Source organism: Streptomyces cyslabdanicus (assembly GCF_052663305.1).
Map to the genome: position 1 here is coordinate 39097 of NZ_JBQRUW010000034.1, position 18635 is coordinate 57731.

Below are 18635 nucleotides of genomic sequence, written 5' to 3' on the forward strand. Positions count from 1 at the left end.
ACCATGTCAGGACCCCGCCCCGTCCGAGCGCCGCGCGGTACGGAACTGAGCGCCCTGGGATGGCAGCAGGAAGCCGCCCTGCGGATGCTCCAGAACAACCTCGACCCCGAGGTCGCCGAGCACCCCGACAAGCTTGTCGTCTACGGCGGCACCGGCAAGGCCGCCCGCGACTGGCGCTCCTTCGACGCCATGGTCGGCACGCTGCGGACCCTCAAGGCCGACGAGACCATGCTCGTCCAGTCCGGCCGCCCGGTCGGCGTGATGCAGACCCACGAGTGGGCCCCGCGTGTGCTGCTGGCCAACTCCAACCTCGTCGGCGACTGGGCCAACTGGGAGGAGTTCCGCCGCCTGGAAGCCCTCGGCCTGACCATGTACGGCCAGATGACCGCGGGCTCCTGGATCTACATCGGCACCCAGGGCATCCTCCAGGGCACCTACGAGACCTTCGCCGCCGTCGCCGCGAAGAAGTTCGGCGGCACGCTCGCCGGGACGATCACCCTGACCGCCGGCCTCGGCGGCATGGGCGGCGCCCAGCCGCTCGCCGTCACCATGAACGACGGTGTGGCCCTCTGCATCGACTGCGACCCGCGCGCCATCGATCGGCGCATCGAGCACCGCTACCTCGACGTGAAGGCCGACTCCCTGGAGCATGCCCTCCAGCTGGCCGTGGAGGCGCGCGACCAGCGCAAGCCCCTGTCCATCGGCGTCCTCGGCAACGCCGCCGAGCTCGTCCCGCAGCTGCTCGCGATGAGCGCGCCCATCGACATCGTCACGGACCAGACCTCCGCCCACGACCCGCTGGCCTACCTGCCGCTGGGCACCGACTTCGAGGACATGGCCGACGCCGCCGCCAAGGACCCGGCCGGCTTCACCACCCGGGCCCGCGAGTCCATGGCCCGGCACGTCGAGGCCATGGTCGGGTTCATGGACGCCGGCGCCGAGGTCTTCGACTACGGCAACTCGATCCGCGGCGAGGCGCAACTCGCCGGATACGAGCGGGCGTTCGCCTTCCCCGGGTTCGTCCCCGCCTACATCCGGCCGCTGTTCTGCGAGGGCAAGGGCCCGTTCCGCTGGGCCGCGCTGTCGGGTGAGGCGTCCGACATCGCCAAGACCGACAAGGCGATCCTGGAGCTGTTCCCCGAGAACGAGTCCCTGGCGCGCTGGATCAAGATGGCCGGCGAGCGCGTCCACTTCCAGGGCCTGCCCGCGCGCATCTGCTGGCTCGGCTACGGCGAGCGCGACAAGGCGGGCGAGCGGTTCAACGACATGGTCGCGAGCGGTGAGCTCCAGGCGCCGGTCGTGATCGGCCGCGACCACCTCGACTGCGGCTCCGTCGCCTCCCCGTACCGGGAGACCGAGGCCATGCTCGACGGCTCCGACGCGATCGCCGACTGGCCGCTGCTGAACGCCATGGTGAACGTGGCGTCGGGCGCGTCGTGGGTGTCGATCCACCACGGCGGCGGCGTCGGCATGGGACGGTCCATCCACGCCGGACAGGTGACGGTCGCCGACGGCACCGCGCTCGCCGGGGAGAAGATCCGCCGGGTGCTCACCAACGACCCCGGCATGGGCGTGATCCGGCACGTGGACGCCGGGTACGACATCGCGGAGTCGGTGGCCGGCGAACGCGGGGTGCGGGTGCCCATGCGCGAGGGTGACCAGGCGTGACGCGGCGTCCGGCTGACCCGAGCGAGGGCCGTCCGGCCGGGACGCGGACCCCGTCGCCCGCCGTGGGCGACTCCTTCCACACGATGTGGCGGGAACTGCTCCCCGTCGGGCGCCACCCCGAGTCCGGCGGTTACCGGCGATTCGCCTGGACCGCGGCCGACGCCGACTGCCGGGCCTGGTTCCGGCAGCAGGCCGAGGACCGAGGGCTGGCCTACGAGGTCGACCGCAACGGCAACCAGTGGGCCTGGCTCGGGAATCCCGCGGCCGGGGACGCCGTGGTTGCCGGGTCGCACCTCGACTCCGTGCCCGACGGCGGGGCCTTCGACGGACCCCTGGGTGTCGTGTCCTCCTTCGCCGCCCTCGACGAACTGCGCGGCAGGAACGCGCGGTTCACCAAGCCGCTGGCGCTCGTCAACTTCGGTGACGAGGAGGGTGCCCGGTTCGGTCTTGCCTGCACCGGCTCACGGCTGACCGCAGGGCAGCTCACCGTCGAGCAGGCGCACCGGCTCACCGACGCCGACGGGGTCACGCTGCCCAGGGCCATGGAGGCCGCCGGGTACGACCCCGACGCCATCGGTCCCGACCCGGAGCGGCTCGCGCGCATCGGCGCCTTCGTCGAACTGCACGTCGAGCAGGGACGCGCCCTCGACCTGACCGGCGACGCGGTCGGTGTGGCCAGCGCCATCTGGCCGCACGGGCGGTGGCGGTTCGACTTCCGCGGCGAGGCCAACCACGCGGGCACGACCCGGCTCGTCGACCGGCGCGACCCGATGCTGCCGTACGCCGAGACCGTGCTCGCCGCCCGGCGCGAGGCCGCGCTCGCCGGTGCCGTCGCCACCTTCGGCAAGATCGCCGTCGAGCCGAACGGCGTCAACGCCATCCCGTCCCTGGTGCGCGGCTGGCTCGACTCCCGCGCCGCCGACCAGGCGAGCCTGGACACCGTGGTCACCGGCGTCGAGAAGGCGGCCCGCGAGTACGCCGCCGCGCACGGTGTCGACCTGGACGTGGTGCGCGAGTCCTTCACGCCCGTCGTCGAGTTCGACCACGCGCTGCGCGACGAACTCGCCCGCGTCCTGGGCCAGGACACCGACCTGAAGGTGCCGGTCCTCGGCACGGGTGCCGGACACGACGCCGGGATCCTGTCCGGGAGCGTCCCGACCGCCATGCTGTTCGTGCGCAACCCCACCGGTGTCTCGCACTCCCCGGCCGAGTTCGCGGCCGAGGACGACTGCGTGGCCGGGGTGCGCGCGCTCGCCGACGTACTGGAAGGGCTGGCCTGCACGTGACCACCACCGAGCAGACGCGGACGTACTGGCTGGAACAGGCCTGGCTCGGCACCCTCCCCGAAGCCCTCGACGGCGCTCGAGCAGGGGGGACCCCCGTCGAGCCGGGCGTGGCGCTCGACGTGCGCGGCGGCCGCGTCGCGGCCGTCCGCACCGGCGTGCCCGTTCCGCCGCCGGGCGCCGAGGTGCTGCGGGGCCTCACGGTCCCGGGACTCGCCAACGCGCACAGCCACGCCTTCCACCGCGCCCTGCGCGGCACCGTCCAGGTCGGATCGGGGACGTTCTGGACCTGGCGCGAGGTCATGTACGCCACCGCCGACCGGCTCACCCCCGAGACGTACCACGCGCTGGCCCGAGCGGTGTACGCCGAGATGGCGCTGGCCGGCATCACGGCGGTCGGCGAGTTCCACTACGTCCACCACGCCGCGGGAGGCACCCGCTACGCCGACCCGAACGCGATGGGCGAGGCCCTGATCGAGGCCGCCGCCGAAGCCGGGATCCGCATCACCCTCCTCGACACCTGCTACCTGTCCTCCGGGTTCGGTCAGCCGCCCGACACCCATCAGCTCCGCTTTTCCGACGGGACGGCCGAGGCCTGGGCCGAACGCTGTTCAGTTCTCAAGGAACGGGATCACGCGCGGATCGGTGCCGCCGTGCACTCCGTACGGGCCGTGCCCGCGCGGGAACTGACGACGGTGGCGCGGTGGGCCCAGGAGCGGCGGGCCCCGCTCCATGTGCACCTGTCGGAGCAGACCGCCGAGAACGACGCCTGCCAGGCCGCCCACGGGTGCACCCCGGCCCGGCTGCTGGCCGACCACGGCGTCCTCGGCCCGCGCACGACCGGCGTGCACAACACCCACCTGACCGACGATGACATCGCCCTGCTCGGCGGATCCGGCACCGGCACCTGCATGTGCCCGACCACCGAGCGGGACCTGGCCGACGGCATCGGACCCGCCGTCGCCCTTCAGCGCGCAGGCTCCCCGCTCTCCCTCGGCTCCGACAGCCACGCCGTCGTCGACCTGCTCGAAGAGGCCCGCGCGATGGAGCTGAACGAGCGGCTGCGCACCCGCGCCCGCGGCCACTGGACGGCCGCCGCCCTGCTGCGGGCCGCCACCGCCGACGGGCACGCCGCCCTCGGCTGGTCCGACGCCGGCAGCCTCACCCCGGGCGCCCTCGCCGACTTCACGACGATCGCGCTGGACTCGGTCAGGACAGCGGGGACGCTGCCCAGGCTCGGCGCCGAGACGGCCGTATTCGCGGCGACCGCAGCGGACGTACGCCATACGGTCGTGGCCGGCCGGCACATCGTGCGGGACGGTGCCCACACCCTCGTACCGGACGTGCCGTCGGCGCTGGCAGGCGCCGTCGAGGCACTGCGCGGCTGAATCCCCCCGTCACCCCTGAGGACGCCATGAGCAGCACCGCCATCACCAACATCGCCACGCTGGTCACCAACGACCCCTCCCTCGGTGACGGATCCCCCCTCGGCCTGGTCCGGGACGCGGCCGTCGTCATCGACGGCGACCGCGTCGCGTGGACCGGTGAATCCAGCAAAGCACCCGCCACTGACAACCGGATCGACGCCGGCGGCCGGGCGGTGATCCCCGGCTTCGTCGACTCCCACTCCCACCTGGTCTTCGCGGGCGACCGCACCGAGGAGTTCAACGCCCGCATGTCCGGCCGGGCCTACAGCGCGGGCGGCATCCGCACCACGGTCGCCGCCACCCGCGCCGCCACCGACGCGGAGCTGGAGGCCACCCTGACCCACTACCTGGCCGAGGCCCTGCGCCAGGGCACGACCACCTTTGAGACCAAGTCCGGCTACGGCCTCACCGTCGCCGACGAGGCCCGCGCCCTGCGCATCGCCGCCGCGCACACCGACGAGGTCACCTACCTCGGCGCCCACATCGTCTCCCCGGACTACGCCGAGGACCCGGCGGCGTACGTCGCCCTGGTCACCGGGGAGATGCTGGACGCCTGCGCCCCGCACGCCCGCTGGATCGACGTCTTCTGCGAGCAAGGGGCCTTCGACGGCGACCAGGCCCGGGCGATCCTCACCGCGGGCCGGGCCAGGGGCCTGCATCCGCGGGTCCACGCCAACCAGCTCACCTACGGCCCGGGCGTCCAGCTCGCCGTCGAGCTTGACGCGGCCAGCGCCGACCACTGCACCCACCTGACCGACGCGGACGTGGACGCGCTGGCGAACGGCAACACGGTCGCCACGCTGCTGCCCGGAGCCGAGTTCTCCACCCGCGCCCAGTGGCCCGACGCCCGTCGCCTCCTCGACGCGGGTGTCACGGTCGCCCTGTCCACCGACTGCAACCCGGGCTCGTCGTTCACCTCGTCGGTGCCCTTCTGCGTCGCGCTCGCCGTACGGGACATGGGCATGACGCCGGACGAGGCGGTCTGGGCGGCGACGGCGGGCGGTGCGAGGGCCCTGCGCCGCGGCGACGTCGGCCGGCTGTCCCCGGGCGCCCGTGCCGACCTCGCCGTCCTGGACGCGCCCAGCCACGTCCACCTGGCCTACCGGCCGGGCGTCCCGCTGGTCACCCAGGTCTGGCGGCGCGGCGTACGCGAGGTCTGACCGGCAAGGCCGGATTCCGGAGGCACCGGCCGGCAGGACGGGGGAGAGGCGGGGGCGCGGTCCGCCCGGCACCACCGAGGCACCGGACGGAAACGTCCCCCTTCACCCCTTCACCCCGTCTCACCCCGTCACGCCCCTTCACCCCGTCACGCCGTCAGGCGCTCACTCCTCGAGGGTCAGGCCCCTGCGCAGTTGTCCGAGCGTGCGCGAGAGCAGCCGGGAGACGTGCATCTGCGAGATGCCGAGTTCCTCGCCGATCTCCGACTGGGTCATGTTGGCGACGAACCGCAGGGACAGGATCTTCCGGTCCCGGGAGGGCAGTTGGGCGATCAGCGGCTTCAACGCCTCGACGTACTCGATGCCTTCGAGCCCGTGGTCCTCGTAGCCGATGCGGTCCGCGAGGGCGCCCTCGGAGTCGTCCTCCTCGGGCTGGGCGTCCAGCGACGACGCGGTGTAGGCGTTCGAGGCGGCCATGCCTTCCACCACCTCGTCGTTGGACAGACCGAGGTGCTCGGCGAGTTCCGCGACCGTCGGGGCGCGGTCGAGCCGCTGGGCCAGTTCGTCACCGGCCTTGGCGAGGTCGAGGCGCAGTTCCTGGAGCCGGCGCGGGACCCGCACGGACCACGAGGTGTCACGGAAGAAGCGCTTGATCTCACCGATGATGGTGGGCATCGCGAACGTCGGGAACTCCACGCCCCGGGACAGTTCGAACCGGTCGATCGCCTTGATCAGGCCGATGGTGCCGACCTGGATGATGTCCTCCATCGGCTCGCTGCGGGAGCGGAAGCGGGAGGCGGCGAACTTGACGAGCGCGAGGTTGAGTTCGACGAGCGTGTTGCGGACGTAGGAGTAGGCGTGGGTGCCTTCCTCGAGGGACTCCAGCCGCTCGAAGAGGGCCTTGGACAGGGCCCGCGCGTCGTCGGGGGCCACTTCGTCGTACGGGGGGATGTCCGGGAGTCCGGCCAGTGCGTCGGCCTGATCGGCCCGCTCGGCGCGTACGTCGGGGAACTCGAGGGGATCCAGGTGCTCCGCGGGGGGTGTCGACGTCGCCATCTGGGTATGCGATGCGTCGAGCCGGGGTGACATGATGTCCTCCATCGTTCTCGGCATATGGCTGCCGAAGCCAATATGTGCACTGCGGTGTGCGGCGCCTCCAAAGCCGGCCGTGTTGGGTGCGGGTCCCTACTAGCCCTACCCGCTTTCCCAACACCGCCGCAAGTTCCTTATGTGGGGCTATGTCCGGTTGTGTGTGCTTGTTCGGGTGCCGAAGAGATAAGGGAGGGCGTAGTGTTCGAGGGCGTCAATCAGCAGCCAAGAACCCGGGAGAGAGACCACATGGACCGCGGGACGGTCGGCAACGCACAGTCGGGCCGGCTTCTGGTGGAGGTGCGGCAGGAGGGGGCAAGCGCCGTCGTGACGCCGGCGGGTGAGCTCGATCACCACACGGCCGACCTACTGCGCGAACCGCTCGAGGAGTGCCTCGACAAGGGACACTCGCGCCTGGTGGTGGACTGCTCACGTCTGGAGTTCTGCGACTCCACGGGGCTGAACGTCCTGCTGGGCGCACGGCTGAAGGCGGAGGCGGCCGGAGGGGGTGTGCATCTGGCCGGGATGCTGCCGGTGGTGGCCCGCGTGTTCGAGATCACGGGGGCGGACGCGGTCTTCACCGTGCACGACTCCCTGGCCCACGCCCTGGCCGACGAGGCCGGCGGCTGAGCCGGCCTCGGCCGCGCTGACGTGCCCCTTCCGTGTTCCGCGCCCGGCGTATGCCGGGCGCACGCACGGCGGGCCGAAAACGGGGGTGTTCCCCTCGATCGGCCGGGCAGGAGACATCCTGAGTGGATCGGCCGCCCTCGCGGGAGCCGGCGGCCGGGATTTCGGCGTGTGTACGGACGTATCGAACGTGTACGTGTGAGACGTACCGAACGTGTACGTGTGAAGTGACGGGTGACTTTTGAATCGTGAACTGGTGAATCGGTGAGGTGAAGCGCTGATGAGCACCACCCGGTCTTACTCGCCGGGCGACCGCGGCCCGGAGCCCAGCGGCGCTTCCGGGGCGTCCGAGGGGGACGCGCCGGCGGGCGCGGTACCCCCAGGGGGTGCGACGGCCGTGCCGGCGGCCCCGTCCGGGAGTCGCCAGACCCGCAGGCTGAGCTTCGACGGCGAGAGCGGCGTCGTGCCGCTCGCCCGCGACTTCACCCGCCAGGCGCTGTACGCGTGGGGCTGGCTGCCCGCCGCGACCGCCGACCAGCGGGCCGCTGCCGAGGACGTGCTCCTCGTCGTCTCCGAACTGGTCACCAACGCCTGCCTGCACGCCGAGGGCCCCGACCAGTTGGAGATCACCTGCGACAGCAAGGTGATCCGCATCGAGGTCTCCGACCGCGGCACCGGCCAGCCCGCCCCGCGCACTCCGCACCGCGCCGGCCGCCCCGGCGGCCACGGCATGTTCATCGTCCAGCGGCTGTGCCTGGACTGGGGCGTCGTCCGCGCCCCCGGTGTCAGCGGCAAGAGAGTGTGGGCCGAGCTGGGGGCACCGGCCTGAATCCGTCCGGGCCGCCCACGGACACCCTCACGCCCGGGCCGGCGTCGGCCTCCACCGGCACCACGGCAAACAAGAAGGGCCACCGCATCCTCGGATGCGGTGGCCCTTCTTGTTTGCCGGCCAGGTCTCAGTGCACGTCGCCCATGAGTTCCTTGACCTTCTTGCGGTACATCCACACCGCCACACCGGCGATCACGGCGAGGGCGGCCTCCAGGACCACGATGCCGGCCTTGTTCAGGTTGACACCGGCGATGGAGAGCAGGCCGGTCGTGGCGTCGCCGGCGGTGACGGCCAGGAACCAGACGCCCATCATCTGGGAGGCGTACTTCACGGGCGCCATCTTCGTCGTCACCGACAGGCCCACGGGGGAGAGAGTCAGCTCACCGACGGTCTGGACGAAGTAGATCGCCACCAGCCACATCGCGGCCGCCTTGTGACCGCCCTCGGCGATTCCCAGCGGGGCGAGGAAGAGGAAGAAGGAAGCGCCGATCAGCACCAGGCCCATCGCGAACTTCACCGCGGTGCTCGGCTCCTTGCCGCGCCGCGCCAGTGCCAGCCACGCCCAGGCGAAGACGGGGGCCAGCGCCATGATCAGCACCGGGTTGACCGACTGGTACCAGGAGACCGGGAAGTTCCAGCCGAAGATCGTGTTCTTCGCCGAGGAGTCGGCGAACAGCGAGACCGTCGAACCGCCCTGGTCGTAGATCATCCAGAACACGGCCGCGGCGACGAAGAACCAGATGTACGCGGTCATCTTCGACTGCTCGGCGCGGTCGAGTTCCTTGTCCCGCTTGATACGGGCGATGACCACCACGGGGATGATCAGACCGGCCAGCGTGATCGGGACCAGCAGCCAGTTCAGCGTGTAGAGGCCGGAGAAGCCCACGATCGCGTAGAAGACGACCGCGACGCCCGCCCACAGGGCGGCCTTCATCAGGGTGGACTTCTTCTCCGCCGCCGACAGCGGGGTCGGGACGATGTCCGAGCGGGAGCTCAGGTGACGGGTGCCGAGCAGGAACTGGGCCAGACCCAGCGCCATGCCGACCGCGGCGAGCGCGAAGCCCAGGTGCCAGTTCACGCTCTCGCCGATGGTGCCGATGGCCAGCGGCGCGGCGAAGGCGCCCAGGTTGATGCCGATGTAGAAGACCGTGAAGCCACCGTCGCGGCGCGGGTCGTCCGGGCCGTCGTAGAGGTGACCGACCATGGTGGAGATGTTGGCCTTCAGCAGACCGGAGCCGATCGCGACCAGACCGAGGCCCGCGAAGAACGTGCCGGTGCTCGGCAGGGCCAGCATGAGGTGGCCCAGCATGATGATCGTGCCCGCGACGGCGACCGTCCTGCGGGGGCCCAGGATCCGGTCCGCGACCCAGCCGCCCGGCATGGCGAGCAGGTACACGAGCGACAGGTAGACCGAGTAGATCGCGGTCGCGGTGGCCGCGTTCATGTGCAGGCCGGAAGGCGCCACAAGGTACAGCGGGAGCAGTGCCCTCATGCCGTAGTAGGAGAACCGCTCCCACATCTCGGTCATGAAGAGGGTGGCCAGGCCGCGGGGGTGGCCGAAGAAGGTCTTCTCGGAACCGGGGGTGCCCGGATGGACCGAGTCCTTCGTCAGGCTGGACGCCATGGTCGTTCCTTGCTGGTCGGGACGCGCCGCTCTCGGCGGGTACGCGCCCGGTGGGGGTTGGCCGGCACCGGCAGGCCCGAGGTCCACCCCACGCCCGGGGGGAGTCCGCTCCGGGTCGCGAAGCGGCGGACTACGGCCACCGGGATCCACACCTCCGCTCGCGTCGACGCGCGTACGAGGCCCGGCCCCAGGTCATTCTTCCAGGGCCGGCCGGGGCCGACCCGATCACAAAAGAGACCTTCAGCGTCAAGACGATCGCCAAAGGTCCCCTGTGTGCATCAGACGTTTCAATCCACCATACGGCAGGACACTGCCGGATATGGAAGGACTTGAGAGATGGATCACAGGCCGTCGGGGAACCCCTGCCCCCTTTTCGAAGGTCTATTACCGAAATCTCAAACGATCACATCCTGGGTCGACCGGTGTGTGCCACGCGACCGCTCGCGCGGCGCCCGACCGGCCGCAAGGTAAGAGCCGCGCGTGTCGATCACACCGCAGCACCACCCCGGCGGGCGGCACGGTCGGACTACCATCGGCTCATGACCCGTGTACTGCTCGCCGAGGACGACGCGTCCATCTCGGAGCCGCTGGCCCGCGCTCTGCGCCGGGAAGGTTACGAGGTCGAGGTGCGTGAGGACGGACCCGCCGCGCTCGACGCCGGAATGCAGGGCGGTGTCGACCTGGTCGTGCTGGACCTCGGGCTGCCCGGCATGGACGGCCTGGAGGTCGCCCGCCGGCTGCGCGCCGACGGCCACACGGTGCCCATCCTGATCCTGACCGCGCGCGCCGACGAGGTGGACACCGTCGTCGGCCTCGACGCGGGCGCCGACGACTACGTCACCAAGCCCTTCCGGCTCGCCGAACTGCTCGCCCGCGTCCGGGCCCTGCTGCGGCGCGGCGCCGCGGAGCCGCAGCAGCCGCCCGCCACGCACGGCGTGCGCATCGACGTCGAGTCCCACCGCGCCTGGATGGGCGACGAGGAACTCCAGCTCACCGCCAAGGAGTTCGACCTGCTCCGGGTGCTCGTGCGGGACGCCGGCCGGGTCGTCACCCGCGACCAGCTGATGCGCGAGGTCTGGGACACCACCTGGTGGTCGTCCACCAAGACCCTCGACATGCACATCTCCTGGCTGCGCAAGAAGCTCGGCGACGACGCGGCGAACCCCCGGTACATCGCGACCGTGCGCGGCGTGGGCTTCCGGTTCGAGAAGAGCTGAGCCGGCCCGCCCGCGCTCTCGTCAGCTACGCCCCTCGCGCTTTCGTCAGGTAGGAGGACATGCGCCGCCGACTGATCCAGTCCACGCTCGCCGTGGTGCTCGTCGTGATCGCCGTCTTCGGCCTGTCCCTGGTGATCGTCGAGACCCGGACCATCAGCAGCAGCGCCCAGGAGTGGGTCGACTCCGAGGCGCTGCGGCTGGCCAGCATCGTCGACAGCAGGCTGCTCGGCGAGGCGACGGTCAACGCGGAGATCCTGCGCAACCAGGTGGCCGACGGCCAGTACGCCGTGATCGGCATCCCCGGGCAGCGCCCCATCCACGTCGGCGCCAAACCGTCCGGCGAGGTGATCCACTCCACGGCCAGGGGAGAGCAGGGCGAGACCGTCCGGGTGGAGGTGCCCCGCTCCTCGGTGACCCGTGAGGTCGGCCGCACGCTGCTGATCATCGGCCTGGTGGCGCTGCTCGCGGTGGTCGCCGCGGTGCTGCTCGCCGTTCGCCAGGCCAACCGGCTCGCCTCCCCGTTGACCGACCTGGCCGAGACCGCCGAACGGCTCGGATCCGGCGACCCGCGCCCCCGCCACAAGCGCTACGGCGTCCCGGAACTCGACCGCGTCGCGGACGTGCTCGACGGGTCGGCCGAGCGCATCGCCCGGATGCTGACCGCCGAGCGGCGGCTCGCCGCCGACGCCTCCCACCAGCTGCGTACGCCGCTGACCGCGCTGTCCATGCGCCTGGAGGAGATCACCCTCACCGACGACCCGGACACGGTGAAGGAGGAGGCCAACGTCGCCCTCACCCAGGTCGAGCGGCTGACCGACGTGGTGGACCGCCTGCTGACCAACTCCCGCGACCCGCGTACCGGCTCCGCCGTCTCCTTCGACCTCGACGAGGTCCTCCAGCAGCAGATCGCCGAGTGGCGCCCCGCCTACCGCAGCGCCGGCCGGGCGATCGTCAGCTCCGGCAAGCGGCACCTCCAGGCCGTGGGCACGCCGGGCGCCGTCGCGCAGGTGCTGGCCGCGCTGATCGAGAACTCCCTCATGCACGGCGGCGGCACGGTGGCGCTGCGCACCCGCGTGACCGGCAACCAGGCCGTGGTGGAGGTCACCGACGAGGGCTCCGGCGTCCCCGCCGACCTGGGCGCCCGGATCTTCGAGCGCACCATCAGCGGCCGCAACTCCACGGGCATCGGGCTCGCCGTCGCCCGCGACCTCGCCGAGGCCGACGGCGGCCGTCTGGAACTGCTCCAGGCCCAGCCGCCCGTCTTCGGCCTGTTCCTGTCCCGCACCCCGCCGCTGAAGAGGCAGTCGGAGGACCACCCGATGGTGCGCTGAGCCGCGGCCTGCCCTCGCAGCGCCCGGGCATGTCCTACCCGGGCATGTCCTAGCGGACGGCCTCGCGCCGGGGCTTCTTCGACTGGGTCTGGAGGAAGGACTCCGCGCCCGCCACGGTCTCCCGGGCCGGCAGGGTACGGAAGACCCAGGTGCGGTACGACCAGAAGCGGAACAGGGTGGCGACGCCGATGCCGAGGAACTTGAAGACGTTGCTCTGCAGCGGGCTGTCCCAGCCGAAGCCGTACGTCGCCAGGTACAGCACGCCGTTCTCGATGACCAGGCCTACCGCGCTGAACAGCAGGAACAGCGTCAGTTCCCGGGTGCGCCCGCCCTTGTCGCGGTCCCGGTACGTGAAGTAGCGGAAGCCGATGTAGTTGAAGACGATCGCGACGACGGTCGCGATGACACTGGCCCGCACCACCTGAAGTCCGGTCACGTGCCGCATCAGGTTGAACACGAACAGGTTGACCAGCAGCGCCGCTCCGCCCACCGCGCCGAACTTGGCGACCTCGCGCCACAGCCGGTCCACGCGCCTGCGCAACGCGCCCCGGGACGCCGGGGGCGCCGGTCGAAGCCCCGAGGAACCGTGTTCCATGGTCGTGCAGGCCCCCGTCTTGGTCGGTTCGGTCAACCCGCCCATGCTAACCAGCCCTCCACGCCCGCGCTTGTGCATGCGGCATCCCCTGGGGAACAGGTCGGAAAGAGTCCGGGAAAAGGCGGGAAAGAGCCGTCGAAGCGACTGGTAAGAACGCCGGCGGGGACGCCGGTGCGGTCGGGGCGTACGTCAGTGCGGCGGGTGACGATCCCCGCGCGGTGAGCGCGGCCGGAGCCGGTACGGGCGCGGCGGGCGCGGCAGCGGGGCGCGCCGCGGCGGCCGATACCCTAGGAGCGTGACGTTCCCGGTAGTCGGCATGGTCGGCGGTGGCCAGCTCGCTCGTATGACACACGAGGCGGGCATCCCGTTGGGCATCAGGTTCAAGCTTCTCAGTGACACTCCCCAGGACTCCGCGGCGCAGGTGGTGAGCGACGTCGTCATCGGCGACTACCGCGACCTGGACACGCTGCGCGCGTTCGCGCGCGGCTGCGACGTGATCACCTTCGATCACGAGCACGTCCCCACCGAGCACCTGCGGGCCCTGGAGGCGGACGGCATCCCCGTGCGCCCCGGCCCCGACGCGCTCGTGCACGCCCAGGACAAGGGTGTGATGCGTGCCAAGCTCGACGCGATCGGCGTGCCGTGCCCGCGGCACCGGATCGTGGCCGATCCGGCCGATGTCGCCGCCTTCGCCGCCGAGGGGGAGGGCTTCCCCGTGGTGCTGAAGACGGTCCGCGGTGGCTACGACGGCAAGGGCGTGTGGGTGGTCGACTCCGCCGAGGAGGCCGCCGAGCCCTTCCGCGCCGGCGTGCCCGTCCTCGCCGAGGAGAAGGTCGACTTCGTCCGGGAGCTGGCCGCCAACGTCGTACGCTCCCCGCACGGCCAGGCCGTGGCCTACCCGGTGGTGGAGTCCCAGCAGGTGAACGGCGTCTGCGACACCGTGATAGCCCCGGCCCCCGACCTGGACGAGGAGCTGGCGCTCCGGGCCGAGCAGCTCGCGCTGACCATCGCCAAGGAGCTGGGCGTCGTCGGCCACCTCGCCGTCGAGCTGTTCCAGACCCGCGACGGTCGCATCCTCGTCAACGAGCTGGCGATGCGTCCGCACAACTCCGGCCACTGGTCGATGGACGGCGCGATCACCTCCCAGTTCGCCAACCACGTCCGCGCGGTCCTCGACCTGCCGCTGGGCGACCCGCGCCCGCGCGCGAAGTGGACGGTCATGGTGAACGTCCTCGGCGGCGACTACCCCGACATGTACTCCGCGTACCTGCACTGCATGGCCCGCGACCCGCAGCTCAAGATCCACATGTACGGCAAGGACGTGAAGCCCGGCCGCAAGGTCGGCCACGTCAACACCTACGGCGACGCCCTGGACGACGTGCTGGAACGCGCCCGTCACGCAGCCGGCTACCTGAGAGGCACCATCACCGAATGAGCCCTGTTGTTGGCATCGTCATGGGGTCGGACTCCGACTGGCCCGTCATGGAGGCCGCCGCCGAGGCGCTCGACGAGTTCGAGATCTCCTACGAGGTCGACGTCGTCTCCGCGCACCGCATGCCGCGCGAGATGATCGCGTACGGCGAACGGGCGGCGGACCGCGGACTGAAGGCGATCATCGCGGGCGCGGGCGGCGCCGCCCACCTGCCCGGCATGCTCGCCTCCGTCACCCCGCTGCCGGTGATCGGCGTGCCCGTCCCGCTGAAGTACCTGGACGGCATGGACTCGCTGCTGTCGATCGTGCAGATGCCGGCCGGGGTCCCGGTGGCGACGGTGTCGGTCGGCGGCGCCCGCAACGCGGGTCTGCTCGCCGCCCGGATCCTCGCCGCGCACGACGAGGATCTGCTCACTCGGATGCGGGAGTTCCAGCAGGAGCTGAACGACCAGGCCACCGAGAAGGGCAAGCGGCTGCGCGCCAAGGTCGAGAACTCCGGCGGCTTCGGCTTCGGCACGGGGAAGTGACGCCGATGTCCTCGCTGAACGAAGCCCGGTCCCTGCTGCGCGAGTTCCCCGTCGTCGACGGCCACAACGACCTCCCCTGGGCGCTGCGCGAGCAGGTCCGCTACGACCTCGACGCCCGCGACATCGCCGCCCCCCAGAACGCCCACCTGCACACCGACCTGCCCCGCCTGCGCGAGGGCGGCGTCGGCGCCCAGTTCTGGTCGGTCTACGTCCGCGCGGACCTGCCGGACGCGGTGCCGGCGACGCTGGAGCAGATCGACTGCGTACGGCAGCTGCTGGACCGCCACCCGGCCGACCTGGCCCCCGCCCTGACCGCCGACGACATGGAGGCGGCCCGCGCGGAGGGCCGGATCGCCTCCCTCATGGGCGCCGAGGGCGGCCACTCCATCGCGAACTCCCTGGGCACCCTGCGCGGGTTGTACACGCTGGGCGTGCGCTACCTGACCCTCACCCACAACTACAACGTGGCGTGGGCGGACTCGGCGACGGACGAACCGGGCGTGGGCGGCCTGTCGGCCTTCGGCCGCGAGGTGGTCCGCGAGATGAACCGGCTCGGCATGCTGGTCGACCTCTCCCACGTGGCCGCGACGACCATGCGGGACGCGCTGGACACGTCGACGGCCCCGGTGATCTTCTCCCACTCCTCCTCCCGGGCCGTTTGCGACCACCCCCGCAACATCCCGGACGACGTGCTGGAGCGGCTGCCCGCCAACGGCGGGATCGCGATGGTGACGTTCGTGCCGAAGTTCGTGCTCCAGGCGGCCGTGGACTGGACGGCCGCGGCCGACGAGAACATGCGCGCGCACGGCTTCCACCACCTCGACACCACCGCCGAGGCGATGAAGGTCCACCGCGCCTTCGAGGAGGCCAACCCGTGCCCGGTCGCCACGGTCGCGACGGTGGCCGACCACCTCGACCACATGCGCGAGGTCGCCGGCATCGACCACCTGGGCATCGGCGGCGACTACGACGGCACGGCCTTCACCCCCGACGGCCTGAACGACGTCTCCGGCTACCCGAACCTGATCGCGGAACTCCTGGACCGCGGCTGGTCCAGGACGGACCTGGCCAAGCTCACCTGGCAGAACGCGGTCCGCGTCCTGGGCGCCGCGGAGGACGTCGCCCGTGACGCACAGGCCACCCGGGCACCGTCCAACGCGACGATCGACGAACTGGACGGCTGAGTTCCGCCACCGGACGGCAGGAGACCGCGTACGTGTGTCTCCTGCCGTCCGGCGTATCCGGCGACCGGCGGACGTCCCTCAGCAGGCGCACAGGCAGAACGGGTGCCCGGCGGGGTCGGCGTAGACCCGGAAGTTGCTGCCGCGCTGCTCGGCCAGGGGCTTCGCCCCGAGCGCCAGCACCCCCTGCTCCGCCGTGTCCAGGTCCTCCACCACCAGGTCCAGGTGGAACTGCTGCGAGGCGTCCGCGGCCGGCCACGTCGGCGGCACGTGCCCCGGCGCCCGCTGGAACGCCAGCGCCGACCCGCCCGGCACCTTCAGGTCCACCCAGTCGCCCTCGCCCTCCACGGTCCCGCCGAGCACCTCGGCGTAGAACCCGGCGAGGGCGCGCGGGTCGGGGCAGTCCAGGACGACGACACCCAGCTTGGCGAGAGCCATGACTTCCTCCCAGTCGAAGACGAGGTCACCCGGTGTTACCCGTAGAGAGGGACAACAGGTAACCGTTACCGCATGCTTCCCCATAGCGGGTAACGGCGCAACCGTATTCAGGAGGTACCGTCGCTGACATGAGTGAGAGATCGTCCGCGCCCGGGAGCCTGGCGCTGGTCGAGGCCCTGGTGAACACGCTGGACATTGAGACGGGCGCCGACTCGCTCGACACGGCGGAAGGCCGGGAGCGCCTGGGTGTCCCCGAGGCGGAACTGCCGCAGGCGCGCGAGCTGCGCGAGTCGCTGCGGGCGGTGCTGCTGGCCCACGCCGGCCACCCGCCGCACCGGACGGTGACCCCGCTGGGTGAGCTGCTGGCGGGGGCGCCGCTGCTGGTGACCGTCGACGCCCGGAACGGGTCCGCCAGGCTCGCGCCCGCCGACGACGGCCCCCTGCTCTCGCGGGTCGCGGCCGCCGTCGCCGAGGCCCTCGTCGCGGGCACCTGGACCCGGCTGAAGGCCTGTGAGGCGGCCACCTGCCACTGGGCGTTCTACGACCGCAGCCCGGGCGGCCGCGGCCGCTGGTGCTCGATGCGGGTGTGCGGAGCGCGCGCGAAGATGCGCCGCTACCGGGCGAAGCAGACCTGATCCACGGGGAGTTTCGCCGTTCACACCCGGCCCCGGTGGTGCACAATGCGGACAGACGCCGGTTCGGCCGACTGAGCCTCGGCCGAACCGGCGTCGCCCGTCTGCCGGCGCGCGGGGGCCTACGCGGTCGGGCGTCCCATCGCCCGGTACGTCCATCCGGCCCGCCGCCACAGCTCCGGGTCCAGCGCGTTGCGCCCGTCGAGGACCACCCGGGCGGCCGCGACCTCGCCCAGCGCGGCCGGGTCCAGCTCGCGGAACTCCCGCCACTCCGTCAGGTGCAGGACGATGTCCGCGCCCCGCACGGCCTCCAGCGCGGAGCCGGCGTACCCGAGGGTGGGGAACACCCGCCGGGCGTTCTCCATGCCCTTGGGGTCGTAGACCGTCACCTGGCCGCCCTGGAGGTGTATCTGACCGGCGACGTTGAGCGCGGGGGAGTCCCGTACGTCGTCCGAGTCCGGCTTGAAGGTGGCGCCGAGCACCGCGACCCGCCTGCCGAGGAACGGGCCGCCGCCCAGCGCCTGCCGGGCCAGCTCCACCATCTGCCCGCGCTGACGCATGTTGATCGAGTCGATCTCGCGCAGGAAGGTCAGCGCCTGGTCCGCGCCCAGCTCGCCGGCGCGCGCCATGAAGGCCCGGATGTCCTTGGGCAGGCAGCCGCCGCCGAAGCCGATCCCGGCCCGCAGGAACTTCCTGCCGATCCGGTCGTCGTGTCCGATGGCCTCGGCCAGCTTGGCCACGTCGCCGCCGGCGGCCTCGCACACCTCGGCCATCGCGTTGATGAAGGAGATCTTCGTGGCCAGGAAGGAGTTCGCGGAGGTCTTCACCAGTTCCGCGGTGGGGAAGTCGGTGACCACGAACGGGGAGCCCTCGGCGACCGGCGTGGCGTACACCTCGCGCAGCAGCTTCTCCGCCCGCTCGCTGCGCACGCCGACCACGATCCGGTCCGGGTGCAGCGTGTCCTGCACGGCGAAGCCCTCGCGCAGGAACTCCGGGTTCCAGGCCAGCTCCACGTCCGTGCCCGCGGGTGCGAGTTCGGCGATCGTACGGGCCAGGCGGTCGGCGGACCCCACGGGCACGGTCGACTTGCCGACGACGAGCGCGGGACCGGTCAGGTGCGGGGCGAGCGAGGTGACGGCGGAGTCGACGTAGCTCATGTCGCAGGCGTACTCGCCGTGCTTCTGCGGAGTGTTCACGCACACGAAGTGGACGTCGCCGAACGCGGCGGCCTCGGCGTAGTCCGTCGTGAAGCGCAGCCGCCCGGTCGAGCCGTCGATCCCGGCCACGTGCTGGCGCAGCAGCTCCTCCAGGCCGGGCTCGTACATCGGGACCTCGCCCCGCCGAAGCGTCTCGATCTTCTCGGGGACGACGTCCAGACCCAGCACCTCGAACCCGAGTTCGGCCATGGCTGCGGCGTGCGTGGCGCCGAGATAGCCGGTGCCGATCACGGTGATCTTGAGGCTCATGGGGGGCTCCAGGAGAGACGACGGTGATGCGGTGCCCGAGCATATCGGGGGCATGCGCGGGGCCTTCGCCGGGCAATGTCCCAGCTGTCGCCAAGCTCACGTATCCCGCGCG

17 protein-coding genes are annotated in these 18635 nt (G+C 71.7%); 12 read left to right on the top strand and 5 right to left on the bottom strand.

The window, feature by feature from the left end:
• Positions 1-3: 3 nt before the first annotated feature.
• The 4 genes from hutU to hutI all read left to right on the top strand — a co-directional run bounded on the left by hutU (position 4) and on the right by hutI (position 5538).
• Positions 4-1668, top strand: coding sequence for a urocanate hydratase (hutU, locus tag ACTYVM_RS20265; RefSeq protein WP_445527258.1), 1665 nt, complete (start codon positions 4-6; stop codon positions 1666-1668).
• 83 nt (positions 1669-1751) lie between these two features.
• A complete protein-coding gene (locus ACTYVM_RS20270) occupies positions 1752-2954 on the top strand; it encodes an allantoate amidohydrolase (protein ID WP_445527300.1) in 1203 nt (400 codons plus the stop codon).
• Positions 2951-4339 (top strand): formimidoylglutamate deiminase, encoded by a 1389-nt coding sequence (locus ACTYVM_RS20275; RefSeq protein ID WP_445527259.1) that lies wholly within the window; start codon positions 2951-2953, stop codon positions 4337-4339. Before ACTYVM_RS20270 ends, ACTYVM_RS20275 begins: the two co-directional genes overlap by 4 nt.
• A gap of 26 nt (positions 4340-4365) precedes the next feature.
• Positions 4366-5538: an imidazolonepropionase gene (hutI, locus tag ACTYVM_RS20280; RefSeq protein ID WP_445527260.1), complete on the top strand. Its 1173-nt coding sequence runs from the start codon at positions 4366-4368 to the stop codon at positions 5536-5538.
• Between the two features lie 162 nt (positions 5539-5700).
• On the opposite strand, the gene ACTYVM_RS20285 is transcribed toward hutI, so the two are convergent.
• A complete protein-coding gene (locus tag ACTYVM_RS20285) occupies positions 5701-6624 on the bottom strand; it encodes an RNA polymerase sigma factor SigF (RefSeq protein WP_400032733.1) in 924 nt (307 codons plus the stop codon).
• 249 nt (positions 6625-6873) lie between these two features.
• Between ACTYVM_RS20285 and ACTYVM_RS20290 the strand changes: the two genes are divergently transcribed.
• Positions 6874-7254 carry an STAS domain-containing protein gene (locus ACTYVM_RS20290; protein ID WP_445527261.1) on the top strand — a complete coding sequence of 127 codons (381 nt, stop codon included), beginning with the start codon at positions 6874-6876 and terminating at the stop codon, positions 7252-7254.
• 277 nt (positions 7255-7531) lie between these two features.
• Positions 7532-8080, top strand: coding sequence for an ATP-binding protein (locus ACTYVM_RS20295; protein ID WP_445527262.1), 549 nt, complete (start codon positions 7532-7534; stop codon positions 8078-8080).
• Between the two features lie 127 nt (positions 8081-8207).
• On the opposite strand, the gene ACTYVM_RS20300 is transcribed toward ACTYVM_RS20295, so the two are convergent.
• Positions 8208-9704 (bottom strand): oligopeptide:H+ symporter, encoded by a 1497-nt coding sequence (locus tag ACTYVM_RS20300; protein ID WP_445527263.1) that lies wholly within the window; start codon positions 9702-9704, stop codon positions 8208-8210.
• Between the two features lie 539 nt (positions 9705-10243).
• On the opposite strand from ACTYVM_RS20300, the gene ACTYVM_RS20305 reads away from it, so the two are divergent.
• Positions 10244-10921 carry a response regulator transcription factor gene (locus ACTYVM_RS20305; RefSeq protein ID WP_030653180.1) on the top strand — a complete coding sequence of 226 codons (678 nt, stop codon included), beginning with the start codon at positions 10244-10246 and terminating at the stop codon, positions 10919-10921.
• Positions 10922-10980: 59 nt separating this feature from the next.
• A complete protein-coding gene (locus ACTYVM_RS20310; protein ID WP_445527264.1) occupies positions 10981-12252 on the top strand; it encodes a sensor histidine kinase in 1272 nt (423 codons plus the stop codon).
• 49 nt (positions 12253-12301) lie between these two features.
• Here the strand turns inward: ACTYVM_RS20310 and ACTYVM_RS20315 are convergent, their stop codons facing one another.
• A complete protein-coding gene (locus ACTYVM_RS20315; RefSeq protein ID WP_445527301.1) occupies positions 12302-12847 on the bottom strand; it encodes a GtrA family protein in 546 nt (181 codons plus the stop codon).
• A gap of 295 nt (positions 12848-13142) precedes the next feature.
• Here ACTYVM_RS20315 and ACTYVM_RS20320 point away from each other — a divergent pair, with 295 nt between their 5' ends.
• From ACTYVM_RS20320 to ACTYVM_RS20330, 3 genes are read left to right on the top strand one after another with little or no spacing between them, the layout of a single operon-like run.
• Positions 13143-14282 carry a 5-(carboxyamino)imidazole ribonucleotide synthase gene (locus tag ACTYVM_RS20320; protein WP_445527265.1) on the top strand — a complete coding sequence of 380 codons (1140 nt, stop codon included), beginning with the start codon at positions 13143-13145 and terminating at the stop codon, positions 14280-14282.
• Entirely contained in the window at positions 14279-14806 is a 528-nt protein-coding gene (gene purE / locus ACTYVM_RS20325; protein ID WP_445527266.1) for a 5-(carboxyamino)imidazole ribonucleotide mutase, read from the top strand. The genes ACTYVM_RS20320 and purE overlap by 4 nt, the downstream gene beginning before the upstream one ends.
• A 5-nt stretch (positions 14807-14811) precedes the next feature.
• Complete coding sequence (locus ACTYVM_RS20330; protein ID WP_445527267.1) at positions 14812-15990, top strand: dipeptidase; 1179 nt, start codon at positions 14812-14814, stop codon at positions 15988-15990.
• 78 nt (positions 15991-16068) lie between these two features.
• Here the strand turns inward: ACTYVM_RS20330 and ACTYVM_RS20335 are convergent, their stop codons facing one another.
• Complete coding sequence (locus ACTYVM_RS20335; RefSeq protein ID WP_445527268.1) at positions 16069-16425, bottom strand: VOC family protein; 357 nt, start codon at positions 16423-16425, stop codon at positions 16069-16071.
• 128 nt (positions 16426-16553) lie between these two features.
• Between ACTYVM_RS20335 and ACTYVM_RS20340 the strand changes: the two genes are divergently transcribed.
• On the top strand, positions 16554-17060 hold the full coding sequence (locus ACTYVM_RS20340) for a CGNR zinc finger domain-containing protein (protein ID WP_445527269.1): 507 nt from the start codon (positions 16554-16556) through the stop codon (positions 17058-17060).
• Positions 17061-17179: 119 nt separating this feature from the next.
• Here the strand turns inward: ACTYVM_RS20340 and ACTYVM_RS20345 are convergent, their stop codons facing one another.
• Positions 17180-18523 carry a UDP-glucose dehydrogenase family protein gene (locus ACTYVM_RS20345; protein WP_445527270.1) on the bottom strand — a complete coding sequence of 448 codons (1344 nt, stop codon included), beginning with the start codon at positions 18521-18523 and terminating at the stop codon, positions 17180-17182.
• Between the last annotated feature and the right edge of the window lie 112 nt (positions 18524-18635).

Bases quoted from the DNA above. Each gene is read 5' to 3' on its own strand.
- ACTYVM_RS20335 (WP_445527268.1), bottom strand. From the start codon at position 16,425: ATGGCTCTCGCCAAGCTGGGTGTCGTCGTCCTGGACTGCCCCGACCCG.
- ACTYVM_RS20290 (WP_445527261.1), top strand. From the start codon at position 6,874: ATGGACCGCGGGACGGTCGGCAACGCACAGTCGGGCCGGCTTCTGGTG.
- ACTYVM_RS20300 (WP_445527263.1), bottom strand. From the start codon at position 9,704: ATGGCGTCCAGCCTGACGAAGGACTCGGTCCATCCGGGCACCCCCGGT.
- ACTYVM_RS20345 (WP_445527270.1), bottom strand. From the start codon at position 18,523: ATGAGCCTCAAGATCACCGTGATCGGCACCGGCTATCTCGGCGCCACG.
- ACTYVM_RS20340 (WP_445527269.1), top strand. From the start codon at position 16,554: ATGAGTGAGAGATCGTCCGCGCCCGGGAGCCTGGCGCTGGTCGAGGCC.
- ACTYVM_RS20315 (WP_445527301.1), bottom strand. From the start codon at position 12,847: ATGGAACACGGTTCCTCGGGGCTTCGACCGGCGCCCCCGGCGTCCCGG.
- ACTYVM_RS20295 (WP_445527262.1), top strand. From the start codon at position 7,532: ATGAGCACCACCCGGTCTTACTCGCCGGGCGACCGCGGCCCGGAGCCC.
- ACTYVM_RS20270 (WP_445527300.1), top strand. From the start codon at position 1,752: ATGTGGCGGGAACTGCTCCCCGTCGGGCGCCACCCCGAGTCCGGCGGT.
- ACTYVM_RS20310 (WP_445527264.1), top strand. From the start codon at position 10,981: ATGCGCCGCCGACTGATCCAGTCCACGCTCGCCGTGGTGCTCGTCGTG.
- purE (WP_445527266.1), top strand. From the start codon at position 14,279: ATGAGCCCTGTTGTTGGCATCGTCATGGGGTCGGACTCCGACTGGCCC.
- ACTYVM_RS20305 (WP_030653180.1), top strand. From the start codon at position 10,244: ATGACCCGTGTACTGCTCGCCGAGGACGACGCGTCCATCTCGGAGCCG.
- hutU (WP_445527258.1), top strand. From the start codon at position 4: ATGTCAGGACCCCGCCCCGTCCGAGCGCCGCGCGGTACGGAACTGAGC.
- ACTYVM_RS20330 (WP_445527267.1), top strand. From the start codon at position 14,812: ATGTCCTCGCTGAACGAAGCCCGGTCCCTGCTGCGCGAGTTCCCCGTC.
- ACTYVM_RS20285 (WP_400032733.1), bottom strand. From the start codon at position 6,624: ATGTCACCCCGGCTCGACGCATCGCATACCCAGATGGCGACGTCGACA.
- hutI (WP_445527260.1), top strand. From the start codon at position 4,366: ATGAGCAGCACCGCCATCACCAACATCGCCACGCTGGTCACCAACGAC.